Below are 16,181 nucleotides of genomic sequence, written 5' to 3'. Positions count from 1 at the left end.
TGACTTAAATGCTTAAGACGGATTTAAGAGGAAAAAAGCTTCTTTTAGTCGGAGGACTGAATAATACTGTGGATCTTTTTGATCTGGCCCACAGAAACGGCGTGACAGTGGGAGTTGCCGATTACAATAAGGGAACTCTTGCCAAGAGCCTTGCGGATTATGCCCATGACATAAATGCCTATGATGAGGATGCCATGGCCAAGCTCATAGAAGATGAGCACTATGACGGTGTTATCACTGCCTTTAATGAGAGGCTGGGCCCCATTGTAAGAAAGCTGGCAGACAGAGTAGGACTTCCCTTCCCCTTCACTGTAGAGCAGCTGAAGATGAGCACCAACAAGAAGTTCTTTAAACACACCTGTATGGAATACGGCGTTCCGGTTCCAAAGGAATATATTATCGAGACTATTGAGGACATAGATAACAAGGATATTGAATATCCCGTTATCATCAAGCCCGTGGACTGTGCCAGCTCTGTAGGAGTTACACCCTGCTTTGACGCGGATGAGCTTAAAAAGGGCTTTGAGAAGGCAAAAAATGCCTCCAAGTCAGGTGATGTCATCGTGGAGCAGTACCTTCCCTATGATGAGATTAACATGACCTTTATTGCTCAGGACGGTGACATTCAGCTGGTGGCTGTTCATGACAGATACTTCAACACAGAGCAGAAGAGTGCCACCAAGGCTCCTGACCTCTATATTTATCCCAGCAGATATACATCAGTTATTTCAGATAAATACAAGGATGCTATCATCAAAATGTTCAAGGGTATCGGAGTTGAGAACGGCTCCCTGTTTATTCAGGCCGTGATCAAGGGTGATCAGCTCTACTGCTACGAAGCAGGCATGAGACTTAACGGCTGCAAGACCTACCAGATCCTTGAAGTTGAGAATGATTACAACACCTTTGAGCACCTTATGCATTTTGCTCTCACCGGAAGCATGGGAGAGCATGTGGATTTTGATCCTGCTTTTAAAAAGTGGTATGCCACCGTCAATGTTCTGGGAAGACCAGGAGCCACCATTACAGAAGTTCGCGGTGAGAAGGCTCTTAATTCCTATCCATGGCTTATTCATATCGCAAGAAGAGATGCGGTGGGACATACAATACCAGCGGATGCAGCAGGCACATTGGTTCAGGACACCACCAGAATCCATCTTGTGGCCGATACCAAAGAGCAGCTGAAAGAAAGACTTGATAAGACCAATGAGCTTTTCCGAATGCTGGATGAAAACGGAGACGACTTAATCCTCACACCACATAATACAACAGAGCTACTTAAGGAGATGGACTATGAACTGTAAGAGACTTGTTATCAGCGGAGCAGGCGGATTTTTGGGTTCGAATATCATACGACAGGCAGCTGCCATAGAGGGTCTTGAGATCCTTGCCATCACTTCGGATGCCGAGAAGCTGAAAGAGGTGACAGGCTGTGACATCTCTACCATAGATACCGCAGAGTATCTTGAGAAGGGCTATGATTTTTCTGAGGGAGATGTTTTTATCAATTGCCTTTTCCCTACCAATGCCGACGGCTTCAGGATGGCTGACGGACTTAATAAAGTATACAGAATGATCAATGTTTCCAAAGAGAGCGGAATCGGCAGCTTTATAAATATTTCTTCCCAGAGCGTTTATGATCCCAAGAGGACCTATGCTGCTTCTGAGGACAGTGATATCTGCCTGGAAACTCCCTACGCCGTAGGAAAGTACAGCACAGAGATCCTTACCAATACGGTATTTAAGGATATGCCCCATACCAACATAAGACTGGCTAGCCTTCTGGGAGTAGGATACGGTCAGAGAATCGTCAACAGAATGGCGGCTATGGCCATGAAGGGTGAAGACCTGAAGGTTATGGGCGGCATGCAGAGATACGGCTTTCTGGATGTAAGGGATGCGGCAGCCGGCATTATAAAGCTGGCCCTTGGGGGCATGCAGGACCCGGATGAAGCCTACAACCTTGGCATTAAGAGCAGCTATAGCCTCATTGATGTGGCTGAGCTTATTACCAAAGCAGTAAATGAACAGCTTGGAATGAATGTTAAATATAATATCACCGAGGGCGAAGACCACAGGAATTCTGCCCTGGATGCTACAAAATTTATGGAGTATTGTAACTGGACTCCTGCCATAAGCATTGAACAGACTGTCAATGATATAGTGGCGGATCTGGCAGGAAAGCAGTAAAGATAAAATGGCTAAAAAAAGCAAAGTAATAAAGAATTATATATACAACACCCTGTACGAGCTGTTGATGATACTTTCCCCCCTTATCACAACACCGTATGTTTCCAGAGTTCTTGGGGCCGGAGGCGTCGGCACATATTCCTACGCCAGATCCTTTGCAACCTTCTTTATTCTGGTGGGAGGCCTTGGAACCACCCTTTACGGACAGAGGGAGATAGCCTACGTACAGCATGATGTTAAGGAGAGAACCAAAGTCTTTTGGGAAATTGAGCTGCTGCGTCTTATATTTACCGGATTCTGCAGCGTTGTCTTCTTTTTCGTATTTGCCCTGGATGGGGAGAATTATCTGATCTACAGAATACTGCTGCTGGAAGTTATAGCCAGCGCTTTCGATATTTCCTGGTTTTTCCGGGGAATTGAGGAATTCAGGATAACGGTTTTCAGAAGCTCTCTGATAAAGCTTTCGGGAATTGTTCTGGTATTTGCCTTTGTCAAAAGGCCGGGAGATGTGCTCACATACACCTTATGCCTGACATTGCCCTTCTTCCTGGGTAATCTCTGTCTCTGGCCTTCAGTAAGAAAGTACATCTGCAAGAACGAGGCGAAGCCCCTTTTTGGTATTCCGAGACATATGAAATCCATGATGATCCTCTTTATCCCTCAGATTGCGGTTGAGGTCTATGAGGTTCTGGATAAGACCATGATCGGTGCCATTTCTGCTGATATGGACCAGGTTGGATGTTATACCCAGGCCCAGAAGCTCATCAGGATCATCCTGCTTATCGTAACCTCTCTGGGAACGGTAATGCTGTCAGCCATGTCTGCGGCCTTTGCCGAGGATGACAAAGAGAGGATTCAAAACGGCATCAGGAAGGCCTTCAGATTTGAATTTATGATTTCCTTTGCCCTGGCCTTTGGCCTTTGTGCCATTTCCCAGAGATTTGTTCCCTTTTTCCTGGGACCGGGCTTTGATCTGGTGGGACCCTTGACGGTTATTATTTCGCCTATTCTTGTGATCATCGGTGTCAGCAATGTTATCGGAAAGCAGTACCTTTTGCCCACCATGCAGCAGGGAGCCTACACCGCCTCTGTTGTTATCGGTGCTGTAGTGAATGTGATCTTTAATTATTTCCTGATAAAAAGATTCAGCGCCATCGGAGCTTCCATCGCAACGGTTATCGCTGAACTTACAGTAATGGGAGTGGAACTGTATTTTGTAAGAAATCAGCTTCCTCTTAAGGAATGTTTTGCCCCCGTGTTCAGATACTTTGCCATGGGGCTTGTGATGTTCCTGGCAGTATGGGGAACCGGAAAGGTTCTGCCCAAAGATTCAGTGTACATGCTGGTCATGATAGCCATCGGAGCAGCGGTATACGGCCTTGAGCTTATTATCACAAAGGATGAGATGCTGTGGTACGGACTTGATATGGTGAAATCCAAGCTTAAGAAGAAAAAGTAATAGGAGCGGCGTTAGCATGAACAGCAACTGGTACAAGATCCTTATGAAAGCCATGGGAATCAAATACGGCAAAAATCTCTGTCTCAAGGGTGTTCCTGTCATCTTTAACAAAAAAGGTGCGGAGATTACCATAGGTGACAACTGTACGGTGAAGTCCTCGTTTTTATCCAACCTTGTGGGACTGTATTCCCGTTCCATCATTGTAACCAGGGCTCCCGGAGCATATGTCAGGATAGGTGACAATGTGGGAATCAGCGGCGCCACCATTTATGCCAGGAAGGGCATAGAGATAGGGGATAACACTGCTATAGGCGGCAATGTGAAGATTCTGGATAATGACTTTCATCCCATCGATGAGGAAGAAAGAGTAATGCTTTTGAAGGACCCCAGTGGCGGCGACAGCAATCTTGTGCCTGCCAAGCCTATCAGCATCGGTAAAAACTGTTTTATCGGATGCAACTCCATCATTTTGAAGGGCACGGTGCTGGGGGATGGCTGTGTTGTTGGAGCCGGAGCAGTGGTTTCCGGAACCTTTGAAGCAAGAAGCGTGATAGCGGGTAACCCTGCGAAGGTGATCAGAAAATGAGAGTACTTTTTATAAATTCGTTCTTATATTTCGGTTCCACCGGAAGAATAGCCTACAATCAGGCTTTGGAATATGAAAAAGAAGGCCATGAAGTTAAGATCGCTTACGGAAGAAAAACCGGAATCCCTGATTTTGCCATGAAATATGGCCACAGGATAGGAAATGACCTTGGGGTCTATTTTCATTTATTCTACACGAGACTTTTTGATAAACACGGCCTTGCAAGCAAAAAGGCCACAGAGCAGTTCCTTAAGTGGGCTACTGAATATGATCCCGATGTTCTATGGATTCACAATATCCACGGATATTTCATCAACTATGAGATGCTTTTTGACTGGATAAAAACCAGGCCCAATATGCAGGTTAAGTGGACATTACATGACTGTTGGACTTTTACGGGACACTGCGCTCATTTTATGAGTTGTGGCTGCAATAAGTGGAAAGAGCAGTGCTATGATTGTCCTCAGATAAGAACTTATCCCTCGGGGCTTTTTATTGACTCCAGCAGGGAGAATTACCGACGAAAGAAAGCTGCTTTTACAGGGGTTAATGATATGACCATCATAACTCCTTCAAACTGGCTTAAAAACCTTGTGAAAGAGAGTTACCTGAAAGAGTATCCGGTTCAGGTTGTATATAATACTATCAATACGAATATCTTTAAGCCCGGAGAATCCGACTTCAGAAAGAATAATCATCTGGAGAAAAAGAAGATACTTCTGGGGGTTGCTTCTGTGTGGGGGCCTAAAAAGGGCCTTGATGATTTTGTGACATTGTCACGAGGATTAAACCCTGAGGAATATGCCATAGTTCTTGTGGGGGTGAATAAAAAGCAGATAAAGATGCTAAAGAAATCTGCACCTGAGATCATAGCAATTGAGCGAACTTCCGATGTTCAGCAGCTTGTAGGACTATATTCCGAATCTGATTTATTCATCAATCCTACATATGAGGACACTTATCCCACAGTCAATCTGGAGGCTGAGGCTTGCGGAACACCGGTTATCACCTACAACGTTGGGGGATGCCCGGAGACCATACGAGATCCGAGAAGCATGGCGATTGAGCCGGGAGTTAAGAATATTACTGACGCGCTGGAGACATTTTTTCAGCAGAGATGACCATTCCTGCAAAGAGCATGATAAACCAGCTCATCTGAAGGATCTCCATTGAGTTAACTGTGACGCCGCTTCCGAGAACAAGGATGGCGGTCATCACTGTTACGTAGAAGCTTTTCCTGTCTTCTCCCTTGTAGGCTGCGATAAAGGTCCTGACAATGAGAGCCAGGGAGAATACCATTCCTACGATTCCCAGTGAATAATAGGCCTTGAGATAAAGGCTCCTGAGCAGTGCTCCTGTATTGAGGCTGAGGCCGAAGAGATTTTCAAAAAGGCCCGTGGGACGGCTCTGGTCAAGGATCGCATTCCACTCATTGTATCGGAAATCCATATGGGAGACGCTGAGGATCCTGCTCCAGCCAAAGGCTGACTGAATCCTGCTGGAATCTCCGCTGAACACAGGAATATAAACAAGAACAACAACAGCAAGAAGACTTACTATGATGAGGCCAAGGCCCACCATGGCGAGTCTTTTTTGATTCAGGGCTACCTCCAGGATATACATGAGCATTACAACGAAGATAACAGCAAAGAGCACCATCTGAATGCCTGCATCGGAGAAGATGACCATATAGGGGCATACAAGGATCATGGTGAACAGCTTAAACAATGATTTTCTCGCGAACATGCCGATGAAGATAAAGCCCAGGATCATGGCGAAGGCCATCTCGGTATCGTTGGCGTAAAAGTCGCCGAAGGCGTTGTCAACGCTGAAAAGTGATATTCCATAGGTGAATATTCTGTGGAAAAAGTTGAGGCATATCACAAAGTAGGCTGCTGTGGCAAGAGCTGCGGAACATTCCAGGATTCTCTCGTAGTAGAGCCTTCCCATGAAATACAAAAGAAAAGCGGACATTACCTTGATGTAGGTGATATACATGGAAACATCCCGGATAAAGGAGGCTGTCACCAGAACAGCCAGGCAGGCCACAATGATGTCTGCAGAGCAGATCATGGACTTTAAATCCGGTCTTGTGAGCTTGTACTGGTAAAAAAGCATCATAACCACAAGAAGTACCATGACAATGTCAAGCCACTTCAGTGAATAGAGCATATCTACAATTTGCTTAAAGAATAAAAAGAAAGTCATATGTATATCCTTTTATCAGAGCTTAAGTATTTCCTGAGCATATTTGCTGATGGAGATGCTCTTGGTAAGGTTGTTCTCCAAAAATGTTCGTCCGTCAGCGCCCATTTTTCTAAGTTCAGGGTCGCTTTTGTGATCGATAAAATATCTGATGATATCTGTTATAGCCTCATAATTGCCGGGCTCAACCACTTTGCCGCAGCCGGCTTCCTCAACGATGAGTCTGGCCTCAGAGCCCTCCTCCAGGATGCCCAGAACAGGTTTGCCCGCTGCCATTACGCCGTAGAGCTTACTGGGAACCGAGACGCCCTTGATGCCCTTGGCATTCACAACGAAGTGAACATCGCCGGCATTAAGGCTGTAAACCAGATCCGCCTTATCCTGATAGGGAATATAAACAATGTTGGTCATGTGGTGTTCTGCCGAGTATTTCTGCATGTCCTCAAGGACTGTGCCCTGACCGATAAAGGCAAATACCACATCCTTGTTGTCGTTGAACTTCTCAATGATCTTCTGGATCTCAAGAAGATCATAGTAAAGACCGATATTTCCGGAGTACATGATGACAAACTTGCCGTCGATTCCGTACTTTTTCTTAAAGGCTGTCACCTTTTCATTATCCGCCGGAAGGGGATATATCTCTTTTTCATTGATCCAGTTGTTGATATGGGCATAGCAGGGCAGCTCCTTGGGGAATCTTGCCCTGAGGGTATCTATCATGTCTCTGCCTACGATGATTATCTTGTCTGACTTTTTGCAGCTGAATTTATCAAGGGCCATCATGGTCTTAAGAACCAGAGGGTTCTTGGAATAGGACACCGCCATTATCTGCTCCGGGTTAAAGTCCTGGATGTTGTAAATGAACTTGGCCCTCTTCATGATCTTGCCGATATAGCCCAAGAGACCGCCAAGGACAGGAGGCTGTGAAATAGTATAAACATAGTCCTGATGCCCGACTCTCTGGGTGGCGGCGATGGCATATACAAAATATGCCAGAATATTGACGATACGGCTGATGGAGAAGTTCTTTCTGAACTCGGGAACCCTGATTCTCAGGACATCCACGCCGCCTATGTTCTCGTAGTAGTACAGGTGCTGCTTGTAGTGTTTGTCGATCTTGCCGGTATAGCTGGGAACGGTACAGATGACGGTGGTGTGGAAGGTATCACCCAGACCCTCCGCCAGCTCTGTCAGAATCTGACCGGTGGAAGCCACATCCGGATAGTAATAATGGGCATAGATAAGAAGATCCTTTTTGTCCTCAGGATCCTTGACCTGACGTTTGAAGGAATCAGGGATACAGGCCATGCCAAAGCGCACAACCTCTGACAGTCCAGCCTTTTTGCCGGTGTAGATAACAAGCTTATTCTCTTTTTCAGCGGTTTCTTTGATGGAGGATAAAGAATGCTCTCCCTCCTCTGCCCATATGATGTCGCCGGAAAGGTTTTTGAGCCTTACGGACTCTGCCACTCTGAAACCTCTAAGTCTCTGAACATAGGCAATGGGTTCACTGCTGGGGAAATTGATGGCTGACTGACGAAAGAATTCCCGAAGTACCGGGTTGTGCTGCGCTTCCAAAAGATCATTTATTGATACAAGACAGATGTACTGGCCACTGAGCTCATCCATATTGTCAAGGATGTAGGAGCCTGCCTCTTTTTCACAGGAAACGGCTATATTTATGCCAAGTATTTTGTTTGTAAAGATTTTTCCCATAGCGGTCTCCTGTAGCTTCGTAAACTGGATTTATTATATCATATAAGAACTGCTTTTTTGCATGGTTTGGCAAAGAAGAGCATATTTGCTAAAATATATGGTATTATTGCGATTTTTGGCTTCGCAAATTATAATAATATGGGATTTGGTGGGGCTTTGCAATAGAATGGAGGAATAATGGCTTTTTTAGTAGTTTTGCCAATAGCTATGCTGATGGCGGCCCGGTATGACAAGAAAATCGAGGAGACGATCGGCCTTTCCATGATCTGGGCTTCTCTTCTTACCTATGTCTGCGGCATAGTGTATGAGCTGTGGATCGCACCTTATCTGGTGGCTGGGATCGCAGTTGTCAGTGTTTTATTTACGATTGTTTTATCTGTCAGGAAAAAGAAGATTCCGCAGATATTTACTATAGGTTTTTTGGAATATCTTGTAATGGGCACTTATTACATGCTCGTTATGAGAAACAGATATATTATCGGTCAGGACGGCCTGAAGGTCTACGAGAGATATGTATCTGATTTTTATCATGTGGGTGACATTTGCAATTTCAAGAATCCCATCGGTCTTATGATGTGGAAATATCTGTCACTTAAGTTTTGGCCCAACTATTCTGAGGGAATTCAGTTATTGGGTCCTGTTGTCATGTGCATAGCCTTTTTGCTCTTTGCTTTTTCCTTCAGCGAGAAGAGCTTTAAGGACAATCTTATAAAATATCTTGTGGGTCTATTCTTTATATTTATCATTCCGCTTAATTTCCGCGGTAACAGCGGCTATTTTGTCATGCAGTACGATTTTGTTTCCGCCATGCTGACGGTTTATGTGCTGACTGCCTTCAGAAGATTCCTTGATACCAAAGATAACTTCTACAGGGTGGTGATCCTCAGCGGTCTTATTTATCTTGTTCAGATCAAGACCACCGGAATCATTCTGGCTGCCATCTGCGTTCTTATCATGGCGGGCATGGACATGATCCTGGGAGAGGGCGAGGGTCTTAAGAGATACACCTTCTCCGTTATCTGCGGCATTTGTATCCTTATTTCCAAGTTCTCCTGGAGTATTTTCTGCAGGTTGAACGACGGCATGGAGAAATTCTCCATCGGTAAGGCCCTTGGCAAGCTCAGCATAGGCATGATGATCGCTGTGGTGCTGGCTCTGCTTCTTGCGGCAGCTGCTATGTTTTATCTTGTTTATAAGAGAAAGTTCAGGTTATATATTGCTTCGATCCTTCTTCTGGCCCTGGCGATCTTTGGCTGCACCACCCTTATTATTCCGGGGGATGTGCGCCTTTCCACCATCGTGTCCTTTGGAAAGATCATCTTTTCCAATTATGCGGTGGACAGGGAGTACGGCCTTGGAAGCATGTTCCTTATGCCTTTCATCATCGCTGTTGCAGCCCTGCCGCTTTTCTACCTTATGGTTTCAAGAGGTGATGACAACAGGGAAGTTAATAAAGTGAACAATCCCTTTGTCATCCTTATAAGTGCAGGCTTTGTTCTTTATTCTTCAGTGGTTTACCTGACCAACTTTTACGGCAGGACCATTACTCAGACAGCCAAGGCAAAAGAGTGCGAGAGATACATTTTTGTTTATGTAATGATCTTCATTTTTGTTTACCTGTTCCTCTTCATGAACTATTACCACAAGCATGTGGATTACAAGCCCATAATGGCTGTGCTTATTGTCACCGGCATCTTTATGACCAACAAGTCATATGTTTATTCTCAGCTGGTACACAGGCCGGATGTACAGACTTTCGATGGCCTCAACTACGTGAATATTACCAAGGACGACAGGTTCTTTTATATCGACGAGAGAAAAGAACAGGATCAGGATCAGTTCTTCTTCAGAATCTCTCCTGCATCAAGGGTGTCCAGAGACTACCTTGATATGTATATGGACGAAGACGGCAGAAACGAGCCCCTTCCCTATGATGAATGGATTCAGCAGTTGTCGGAGTGTACCTATGTGTACATTGCCACCACTGATGAGAACTTTGCAAGAGACTACGGCGATGTCTTCGAGGACGAGATCATCGACGGCCGCATTTATACTGTTTCCGTAGACGGCGGCAGGGTTTCACTTAAGAGTATAGAGTACTAAAAGGATTAAAGGGATTATGAAAAAACTTAAGATCGATTTCAGACTGATTATATTATTTTTAGTGGGGGGAGTTATGAGAGCCCTTACCTGCCTCTGGGGCTGGCCCTACAGGCTTCATCCCGATGAGAAGTATATAGTGGATAAGACTATAGATATGGTCAACAGAAGCTCCTGGGAGGCAGACGTCTATGAATGGCCGGGACACCTGCCCATCAAGATCGATTCATTCCTGTTCAACAGACTCAGCTGGATCATGTACCATGATATTCCCGCTGATACCTTTGAGGATCACAAGATCTTTTACTATATCGTGGCAAGACTTGTGACCGTGTGCTTCGGAGCACTGATGATCATCCTTGCTTACCTTGTGGCAGAGAGGCTCAGGAAGGGCACCGGAATCTTTGCGGGACTTCTTGTTTGCTTCTACTCCTCCTTTATCAGAAATTCAGCTCTGGCCACCACAGATATTCCTCTGGCCACACTGTTCTTACTGATAATCTATCTTGCGATTCTATATTCGGAAAAGAGTAATGACAATATATTCAAGGCTATGTGTGTAGTAGTGGGAGCGGCCATGACCACCAAGTATCCCGGGACATTGTTTGCCATGTTCCCTGCCTTTGTGATCATCCGTGAGGGAATAGTGAAAAAGGATTATCTTTTTATTCTTAAAAAGGCAGTCCACGCAGTTATCATCGTGTTCCTGACAGTCATGCTCCTGGCTCCGAACCTTATCATCAACTTCTACGCCGTTAAGCAGCACGTTATCGGAGAGGCCACATATGACATTGAGGGCTCTGTGGGCTATGGCATTTTGGGCAATATTTTCTATTACACAGAGAATATGATGTCCTATGCCGGCGGACTGTTCCTGATATTTATAATCGCCGGAATCCTGTACTGCGTTCGCAGCAAGAATCCTGCAACCAAGGTTCTTCTGGTGGCGATTTTGTATTATGTGATCATTTGTAATCTGAACCTGCAGCTTGAGAGATGGGGAACACCTTCCTATGCTCTGTTCCTCGTATTTGCATCTCTCGGAGTGGGATACCTTTTCGATATCCTTAAGGAGAAGGCTGCGGATAAAAAATATCTCAAATACGCACTTTCCTTTGCGGCATTCCTTTTTGCCATCAACGTTGTAACCGGCGGCATCCAGAGAATGACAGGCTCTGTTGTAAAGGATAACAGAGTGAGAGCTCTTTATTACTGCGAGGAGAACGGCATTACTGAAGAGAACACCAGATTCGACGGTTATTCTCCCTTCAACCTGTCCAACCCTATGAAGATCAAGGTGGCCCTTGATGACAACGGACACCTGAAGGCCTCCAAGGGTATCAAGTATATCCTCACCAGCAGCGGAGTATATGACAGATACTACAAGGACGAAGAGAAGTACAAGGATACGCTTGTGAGATACAAGGCCATCGAGAACGAGGCTCCTCTTATCATGGAGTGGAAAGAGATCGATAACGACAGCTATTCATGTATCCTTAACACTTATTACAATATTACAGAGACTATTCGCTTTATTAACGGCGGAGGTTCAGGAGACACCATCAGAATTTATGAGGCTCCTGCCTACGAGGGTTGATCATGTTTGAACACTATTTACCTAAGGAGATGCTTCCGGAGTACCTTGAGCTGGAGAGCATTGACTATAAGAGGGATGACAGCCTCTCGGTCCTTGAGATAGAGAAGGGTATTATACTCTCCCCCAGAAAAGATGAGACCGGCTCCGGTCTTTCCAAGGCTACCTTTGGTCTCGGGGGCGTCGTGGACAGTGAGGGCAGATTTGTTGAAGCCTCCGTTATGGATACAGCCAAGCTGATCCGGAGGTCCAAGCTCTGCAAAAAGAGATTCGGTGGTTTCTATGAGGTTGACCCTGCAGCTGTCGCCGCAGTAGACGAGGAAGTTATTTACATGGGCTTTTTCTGGGAGCAGTACGGGCATTTCCTGGTGGACATCATCGGAAGACTCTGGTATGCACTGGACAATGACCTGAAGATAGCCTGCGTCATCAGTGGCAAGAAGATTGGCGGCAACTATCTTAAACTTCTTAATCTTATGGGCATTGATGAGGACAGGATCATTTATGTCACAGAGCCCACAAGTTTTAAGAAGGTATATGTTCCCGAGACAAGTTTTTACCCCGGTAAGTACTACACATCTGAGTACAAGGGGATGATAGATAGAATTATTACTAGCGCAGCAAAAGAGTGTGAGGGTCTTGAGACCTATGACAAGGTCTACTTTTCCCGAAGCAGCTTCCCTTCAGCGGAGGTTGGAGAAAAGAGCATCGAAAAGCTCATGGAAAAGAACGGCTTTCATATCCTGCATCCTGAGAAACTCAGCACTGCCCAGCAGGTTTATTATGTGAACAATTGCAGGCATCTGGCTTCCATAGAGGGCACCATAGCCCATAACTGTGTATTTATGAACGCTGAGGCGAGGCAGACCATTTTTATAAGAGGTGACCTGCCCAACGTATTCCAGTTCCAGCTAAACAGCCTCAAGGGCGTTCCTGCGGATATGGTATTTTGTGAGAACAAAAAAAGGAACGACAAGTCCAGGAAAAAGCTCGGAAAGAAGAGCCCTGTTCTTGTGGGAATGACAGATTATATCAGGGAGTACTGCCAAAAGGAAGGACTTATTCCTCCCGCAGCAGCTGAGAAAGCCCGGGATATCTTATCTCTGGCAGAGTATAACCTCAAGGTGTTAAAAGCCGGAATACGCAAGTGATTCGGAGAATAGAATGGAACAAAAAAAGGGAAAATGTGTATATATCACAACTTCCAAGATACCGTCCAACCAGGCCAACGCCATACATGTGATGAAGCTTTCCGAGGAGCTTTCCAGGAGCTGTGAGAGCTTTACGCTGGTGCTTCCCGGGGACAGTGCCAAGGACAGAGATGTCTTTGGAATCTACGGAGTTGATGATTTCAACATAAAATACATTCGTAAAAAGAGACTTCCTTTTCTGAAGGAAGGGCATAACAGGCTGTTGGAGCACTATTCCTATGCCCTGGCGGCGGTCAGCTTCGCTGCATCAAAAAAGGCGGATTTCATACTTACAAGAGATCCTCTGGTGGCTGTGTTTGCCACCAAAAGAAGGATCAGAACAGTATTTGACCTCCATGGGGATTACAAGGTCAGATATACGGGAAAGGCCTATTCGGTCATTGATGAAAGGCTCCTTATATCGCCCTGTATCAGGCTTGTGTCTATTACCAAGTCCCTCAGGGAGTATTACAAGAATAAGTACAATATAGATGAATCAAAGATCACGGTTCTGCCGGATGGTGTGACCTTGAAAAACTATGATTTTGAGCCAAAGAAGATCACCGGAGAACCAAATATCGTGTACATGGGCAAGTTCCATGTGGGCAAGGGCCTGAGGCTCCTATATGATATCGCCCTGGCAATGCCCGGGCAGATATTTGACTGGTACGGCGGGGATAACAAGCTTGCCTGCAAGGAACTGGGTGTGCAGGCGCTTCCTGAGAATGTCAGAGCCCACGGCTATGTTTCACAGGATAAGGTCCCGGAGATACTGGAGGGTGCGGATATACTTCTTTTACCCAATCAGAAGGACCAGCATCTTGCCAGTGAGAACATTGGGAATATAACATCACCCATCAAGATGTTTGAGTATATGGCCAGCGGAAGGACCATGATATCCTCTGATATCGAGGTCCTGAGAGAGGTCTTGGATGAGAGTCTCTGCTATTTTGCGGATGCAGATGATGCCCTGACCTGGAAGAAGGCCATAGAACATATAAAAGAGAATACTGATGAAGCCTACAGAAAGGCTGTTTCAGCGAGAGAAGAGGTACAGAAATATACCTGGGGGAAGCGGGCTGAGGGAATACTTAAGCTCGGTTTATAAGAGGAGAAAAAATGTCGATAATCATTGCACTGCCGATTGCTGCAGCGTTGGCGATAAGATTCCAAAAGAAGATAGAAGAGACTACAGCTCTGGCCATCTTTGCCATTATAACAATACTTTATTTTTCGGGGCTGGTGACCACCTTCGGTCCGGGACTTGTTGTTTCCTTTGTTGCGGCTATACTGGCATTTGGCTATACCCTATTTATGCTGGCTAAGGACAGGACTTTATTTAAGAAGTATATATTTACACCGGGACTGGTGGTCCTTTTAGTTCTGAGCGTATATTTTCTTTTTGTTTCATACGGAAGATATTTTAACGCCGGCACAGATGAGAAGCATCACTGGGCTCTGGCAGTAAAGTATTTTTACATGCTTTCTGATTATTCCAATGTGCCCGGAACCACGGATCTTTCGGTATTTCATTGTCCTGCGGTTACTTTGTGGGCATACTTTAGCACAAAACTCTGGGTCACCTGCTCCATCGGAATGGCCATGTGGGGACAGCAGATCATGGCAATTGCTCTGATGATCCCGGTACTTCGAAATGTAAACAGCTTTAAGGAAACAAAGAAGATACTGTTATTTAGTCTGTTTATGCTGGTTCTGCCCTATTGCCTCAGGGATCCCACGGCCAAGTTCGTGGGCTATGCCACCATGCAGCCGGATTTTGTACAATATCTCTTATTTGGCTTTTCACTTATTTGCTTTAAAGAGTATTATGAAAAGAAAGATAACTTTTATCTCTGGTCCAGTGTTTTCGGAGTGTTCATTCTGACTGTCTCCAAGAGAACCGGAATAATCGATGCCGTCATCTATTTATTCATCGTTTATGCCACAGTTCTTTTGCATGGCAAGCTGGAGATCAAAAAGCTCTGGGGCATCATGGTGGCAAATATAGCCTCCATGCTTCTTGGCTATCTGTCCTGGGAGGCTTATCTTATTGCATCCGGATCCACCACCGGCGGATTGTCCAAGGTTGTTTTCAAGGCTGCGGATAAGCTGATGCAGATGGGACCCCTTGTGGTTTTGGCTCTTTTAGTGGCAGCAGTTGTTTTTGTGATCGCGTTTATTACAAACCAGAAAAAGCATCCCCTGGTAATTATTTCACTGATATCCATAGCATATTTAGCTGTTTGTATCGGATATTCCGTTATATATGATTCTGATGCAGGCTTCAAGAAAGAGGCCGTCAGATATGTGATCAGAACTCTTGTGGGCTATGATCTGTATAGCTATACGGAGCTGCAATTGGATGCTATTCAGATTGGCCGTCTGATTCCTATGTCGATAGGACTGTTTTTGATATTGATATATTTCATCTGGAGATACTGCCTCAAGAATAAGACTTATGATAAGAACAGAGATCAGTTTTTCCAGTACTATCTGGTATTTACCATAATCGGATATCTGTTCATGCAGGTATTCAGATACATGGGAGCAGTGACTTCAATGGCTTATAAAAACCAGCCCAGTCTTGCTACGGCTGATAATTATCTTGGCGGGTATCTTCTGGCAATCATGCTGCTTCTTGTGGATGAGATCGTGAAGAACTACAAAGTTCATGAGGAAATAAGTGGTAAGGCTGCAATTATCGCACTGATAGTGATCATGGCATTCTTTGATTGCAGCAGCGTATTTAACAATCTGGTCGAAAAACCAAAAGAGCATTACTTCTATGCCCTTGACGGTTTTAGCTTTGATTTTGGCGATAAAGTGTATCTTATGGATACCAACATTGAAGGTGAAAATCTTTCTCATGATTTTTATTATCAGGCAGCGCCTGCAAAAGCTGCAACAGGAACCTGGTATGTCGATGGATATATGGGGGAAAAGTTCACTGTAGAGCAGGTTTCAGACAAGCTTATCCAGGGCGGATTTAACTATGTATACATCGAAAATCTGGGCCCTGACTTCAAAGAATACTATGCGGATCTTTTTGCGGATCCCACAACCATAGATAACAACCATATTTACAGCGTGGATGCTACCGGGAACAAGGTTGTGCTGGAACTGGTCAGATAATAGCAGAAG

General features: G+C 45.1%; 12 protein-coding genes. 10 read left to right on the top strand and 2 right to left on the bottom strand.

Annotated elements, in window-relative coordinates; genetic code table 11:
- Positions 1-8: 8 nt before the first annotated feature.
- The 5 genes from T359_RS0113245 to T359_RS20380 are packed head-to-tail and all read left to right on the top strand — an operon-like array spanning position 9 to position 5,356.
- Entirely contained in the window at positions 9-1,304 is a 1,296-nt protein-coding gene (locus tag T359_RS0113245) for an ATP-grasp domain-containing protein (RefSeq protein ID WP_026517897.1), read from the top strand.
- Positions 1,294-2,190: an NAD-dependent epimerase/dehydratase family protein gene (locus T359_RS0113240; RefSeq protein WP_026517896.1), complete on the top strand. Its 897-nt coding sequence runs from the start codon at positions 1,294-1,296 to the stop codon at positions 2,188-2,190. Before T359_RS0113245 ends, T359_RS0113240 begins: the two co-directional genes overlap by 11 nt.
- Before the next feature lie 7 nt (positions 2,191-2,197).
- Positions 2,198-3,649, top strand: coding sequence for a flippase (locus tag T359_RS0113235; protein WP_026517895.1), 1,452 nt, complete (start codon positions 2,198-2,200; stop codon positions 3,647-3,649).
- Positions 3,650-3,665: 16 nt separating this feature from the next.
- A complete protein-coding gene (locus T359_RS0113230; RefSeq protein WP_026517894.1) occupies positions 3,666-4,235 on the top strand; it encodes an acyltransferase in 570 nt (189 codons plus the stop codon).
- Positions 4,232-5,356, top strand: coding sequence for a glycosyltransferase (locus T359_RS20380; RefSeq protein WP_035784486.1), 1,125 nt, complete (start codon positions 4,232-4,234; stop codon positions 5,354-5,356). The genes T359_RS0113230 and T359_RS20380 overlap by 4 nt, the downstream gene beginning before the upstream one ends.
- Here the strand turns inward: T359_RS20380 and T359_RS0113220 are convergent.
- Together T359_RS0113220 and T359_RS0113215 are read right to left on the bottom strand one after the other, a co-directional pair.
- On the bottom strand, positions 5,319-6,443 hold the full coding sequence (locus T359_RS0113220) for a hypothetical protein (RefSeq protein WP_026517893.1): 1,125 nt from the start codon (positions 6,441-6,443) through the stop codon (positions 5,319-5,321). The genes T359_RS20380 and T359_RS0113220 overlap by 38 nt on opposite strands.
- A gap of 15 nt (positions 6,444-6,458) precedes the next feature.
- Positions 6,459-8,156, bottom strand: a complete 1,698-nt coding sequence (locus T359_RS0113215; protein ID WP_242839096.1) for a glycosyltransferase family 4 protein — start codon at positions 8,154-8,156, stop codon at positions 6,459-6,461.
- A 177-nt stretch (positions 8,157-8,333) separates the two neighbouring features.
- Between T359_RS0113215 and T359_RS0113210 the strand changes: the two genes are divergently transcribed.
- The 5 genes from T359_RS0113210 to T359_RS0113190 are packed head-to-tail and all read left to right on the top strand — an operon-like array spanning position 8,334 to position 16,172.
- Complete coding sequence (locus T359_RS0113210) at positions 8,334-10,259, top strand: hypothetical protein (protein WP_155840123.1); 1,926 nt, start codon at positions 8,334-8,336, stop codon at positions 10,257-10,259.
- A 16-nt stretch (positions 10,260-10,275) separates the two neighbouring features.
- Positions 10,276-11,853, top strand: coding sequence for a glycosyltransferase family 39 protein (locus T359_RS0113205; RefSeq protein WP_081795579.1), 1,578 nt, complete (start codon positions 10,276-10,278; stop codon positions 11,851-11,853).
- Between the two features lie 2 nt (positions 11,854-11,855).
- Positions 11,856-13,001 carry a glycosyltransferase 61 family protein gene (locus T359_RS0113200; protein WP_026517889.1) on the top strand — a complete coding sequence of 382 codons (1,146 nt, stop codon included), beginning with the start codon at positions 11,856-11,858 and terminating at the stop codon, positions 12,999-13,001.
- 13 nt (positions 13,002-13,014) lie between these two features.
- Complete coding sequence (locus T359_RS0113195; RefSeq protein WP_026517888.1) at positions 13,015-14,148, top strand: glycosyltransferase family 4 protein; 1,134 nt, start codon at positions 13,015-13,017, stop codon at positions 14,146-14,148.
- A gap of 11 nt (positions 14,149-14,159) precedes the next feature.
- On the top strand, positions 14,160-16,172 hold the full coding sequence (locus T359_RS0113190; RefSeq protein WP_026517887.1) for a hypothetical protein: 2,013 nt from the start codon (positions 14,160-14,162) through the stop codon (positions 16,170-16,172).
- The last annotated feature ends 9 nt before the right edge of the window (positions 16,173-16,181 follow it).

The organism is Butyrivibrio sp. MC2021 (assembly GCF_000621605.1).
Lineage (GTDB): Bacteria > Bacillota > Clostridia > Lachnospirales > Lachnospiraceae > Butyrivibrio.
This window is presented reverse-complemented; position numbering and strand designations above follow the sequence as displayed.

Excerpts from the sequence above, each read along its gene's own strand:
- T359_RS0113215 (WP_242839096.1), bottom strand. The coding sequence starts at position 8,156 with ATGGGAAAAATCTTTACAAACAAAATACTTGGCATAAATATAGCCGTT.
- T359_RS0113240 (WP_026517896.1), top strand. The coding sequence starts at position 1,294 with ATGAACTGTAAGAGACTTGTTATCAGCGGAGCAGGCGGATTTTTGGGT.
- T359_RS0113205 (WP_081795579.1), top strand. The coding sequence starts at position 10,276 with ATGAAAAAACTTAAGATCGATTTCAGACTGATTATATTATTTTTAGTG.
- T359_RS0113210 (WP_155840123.1), top strand. The coding sequence starts at position 8,334 with ATGGCTTTTTTAGTAGTTTTGCCAATAGCTATGCTGATGGCGGCCCGG.
- T359_RS0113235 (WP_026517895.1), top strand. The coding sequence starts at position 2,198 with ATGGCTAAAAAAAGCAAAGTAATAAAGAATTATATATACAACACCCTG.
- T359_RS0113195 (WP_026517888.1), top strand. The coding sequence starts at position 13,015 with ATGGAACAAAAAAAGGGAAAATGTGTATATATCACAACTTCCAAGATA.
- T359_RS0113190 (WP_026517887.1), top strand. The coding sequence starts at position 14,160 with ATGTCGATAATCATTGCACTGCCGATTGCTGCAGCGTTGGCGATAAGA.
- T359_RS0113200 (WP_026517889.1), top strand. The coding sequence starts at position 11,856 with ATGTTTGAACACTATTTACCTAAGGAGATGCTTCCGGAGTACCTTGAG.
- T359_RS0113230 (WP_026517894.1), top strand. The coding sequence starts at position 3,666 with ATGAACAGCAACTGGTACAAGATCCTTATGAAAGCCATGGGAATCAAA.
- T359_RS0113220 (WP_026517893.1), bottom strand. The coding sequence starts at position 6,443 with ATGACTTTCTTTTTATTCTTTAAGCAAATTGTAGATATGCTCTATTCA.
- T359_RS0113245 (WP_026517897.1), top strand. The coding sequence starts at position 9 with ATGCTTAAGACGGATTTAAGAGGAAAAAAGCTTCTTTTAGTCGGAGGA.
- T359_RS20380 (WP_035784486.1), top strand. The coding sequence starts at position 4,232 with ATGAGAGTACTTTTTATAAATTCGTTCTTATATTTCGGTTCCACCGGA.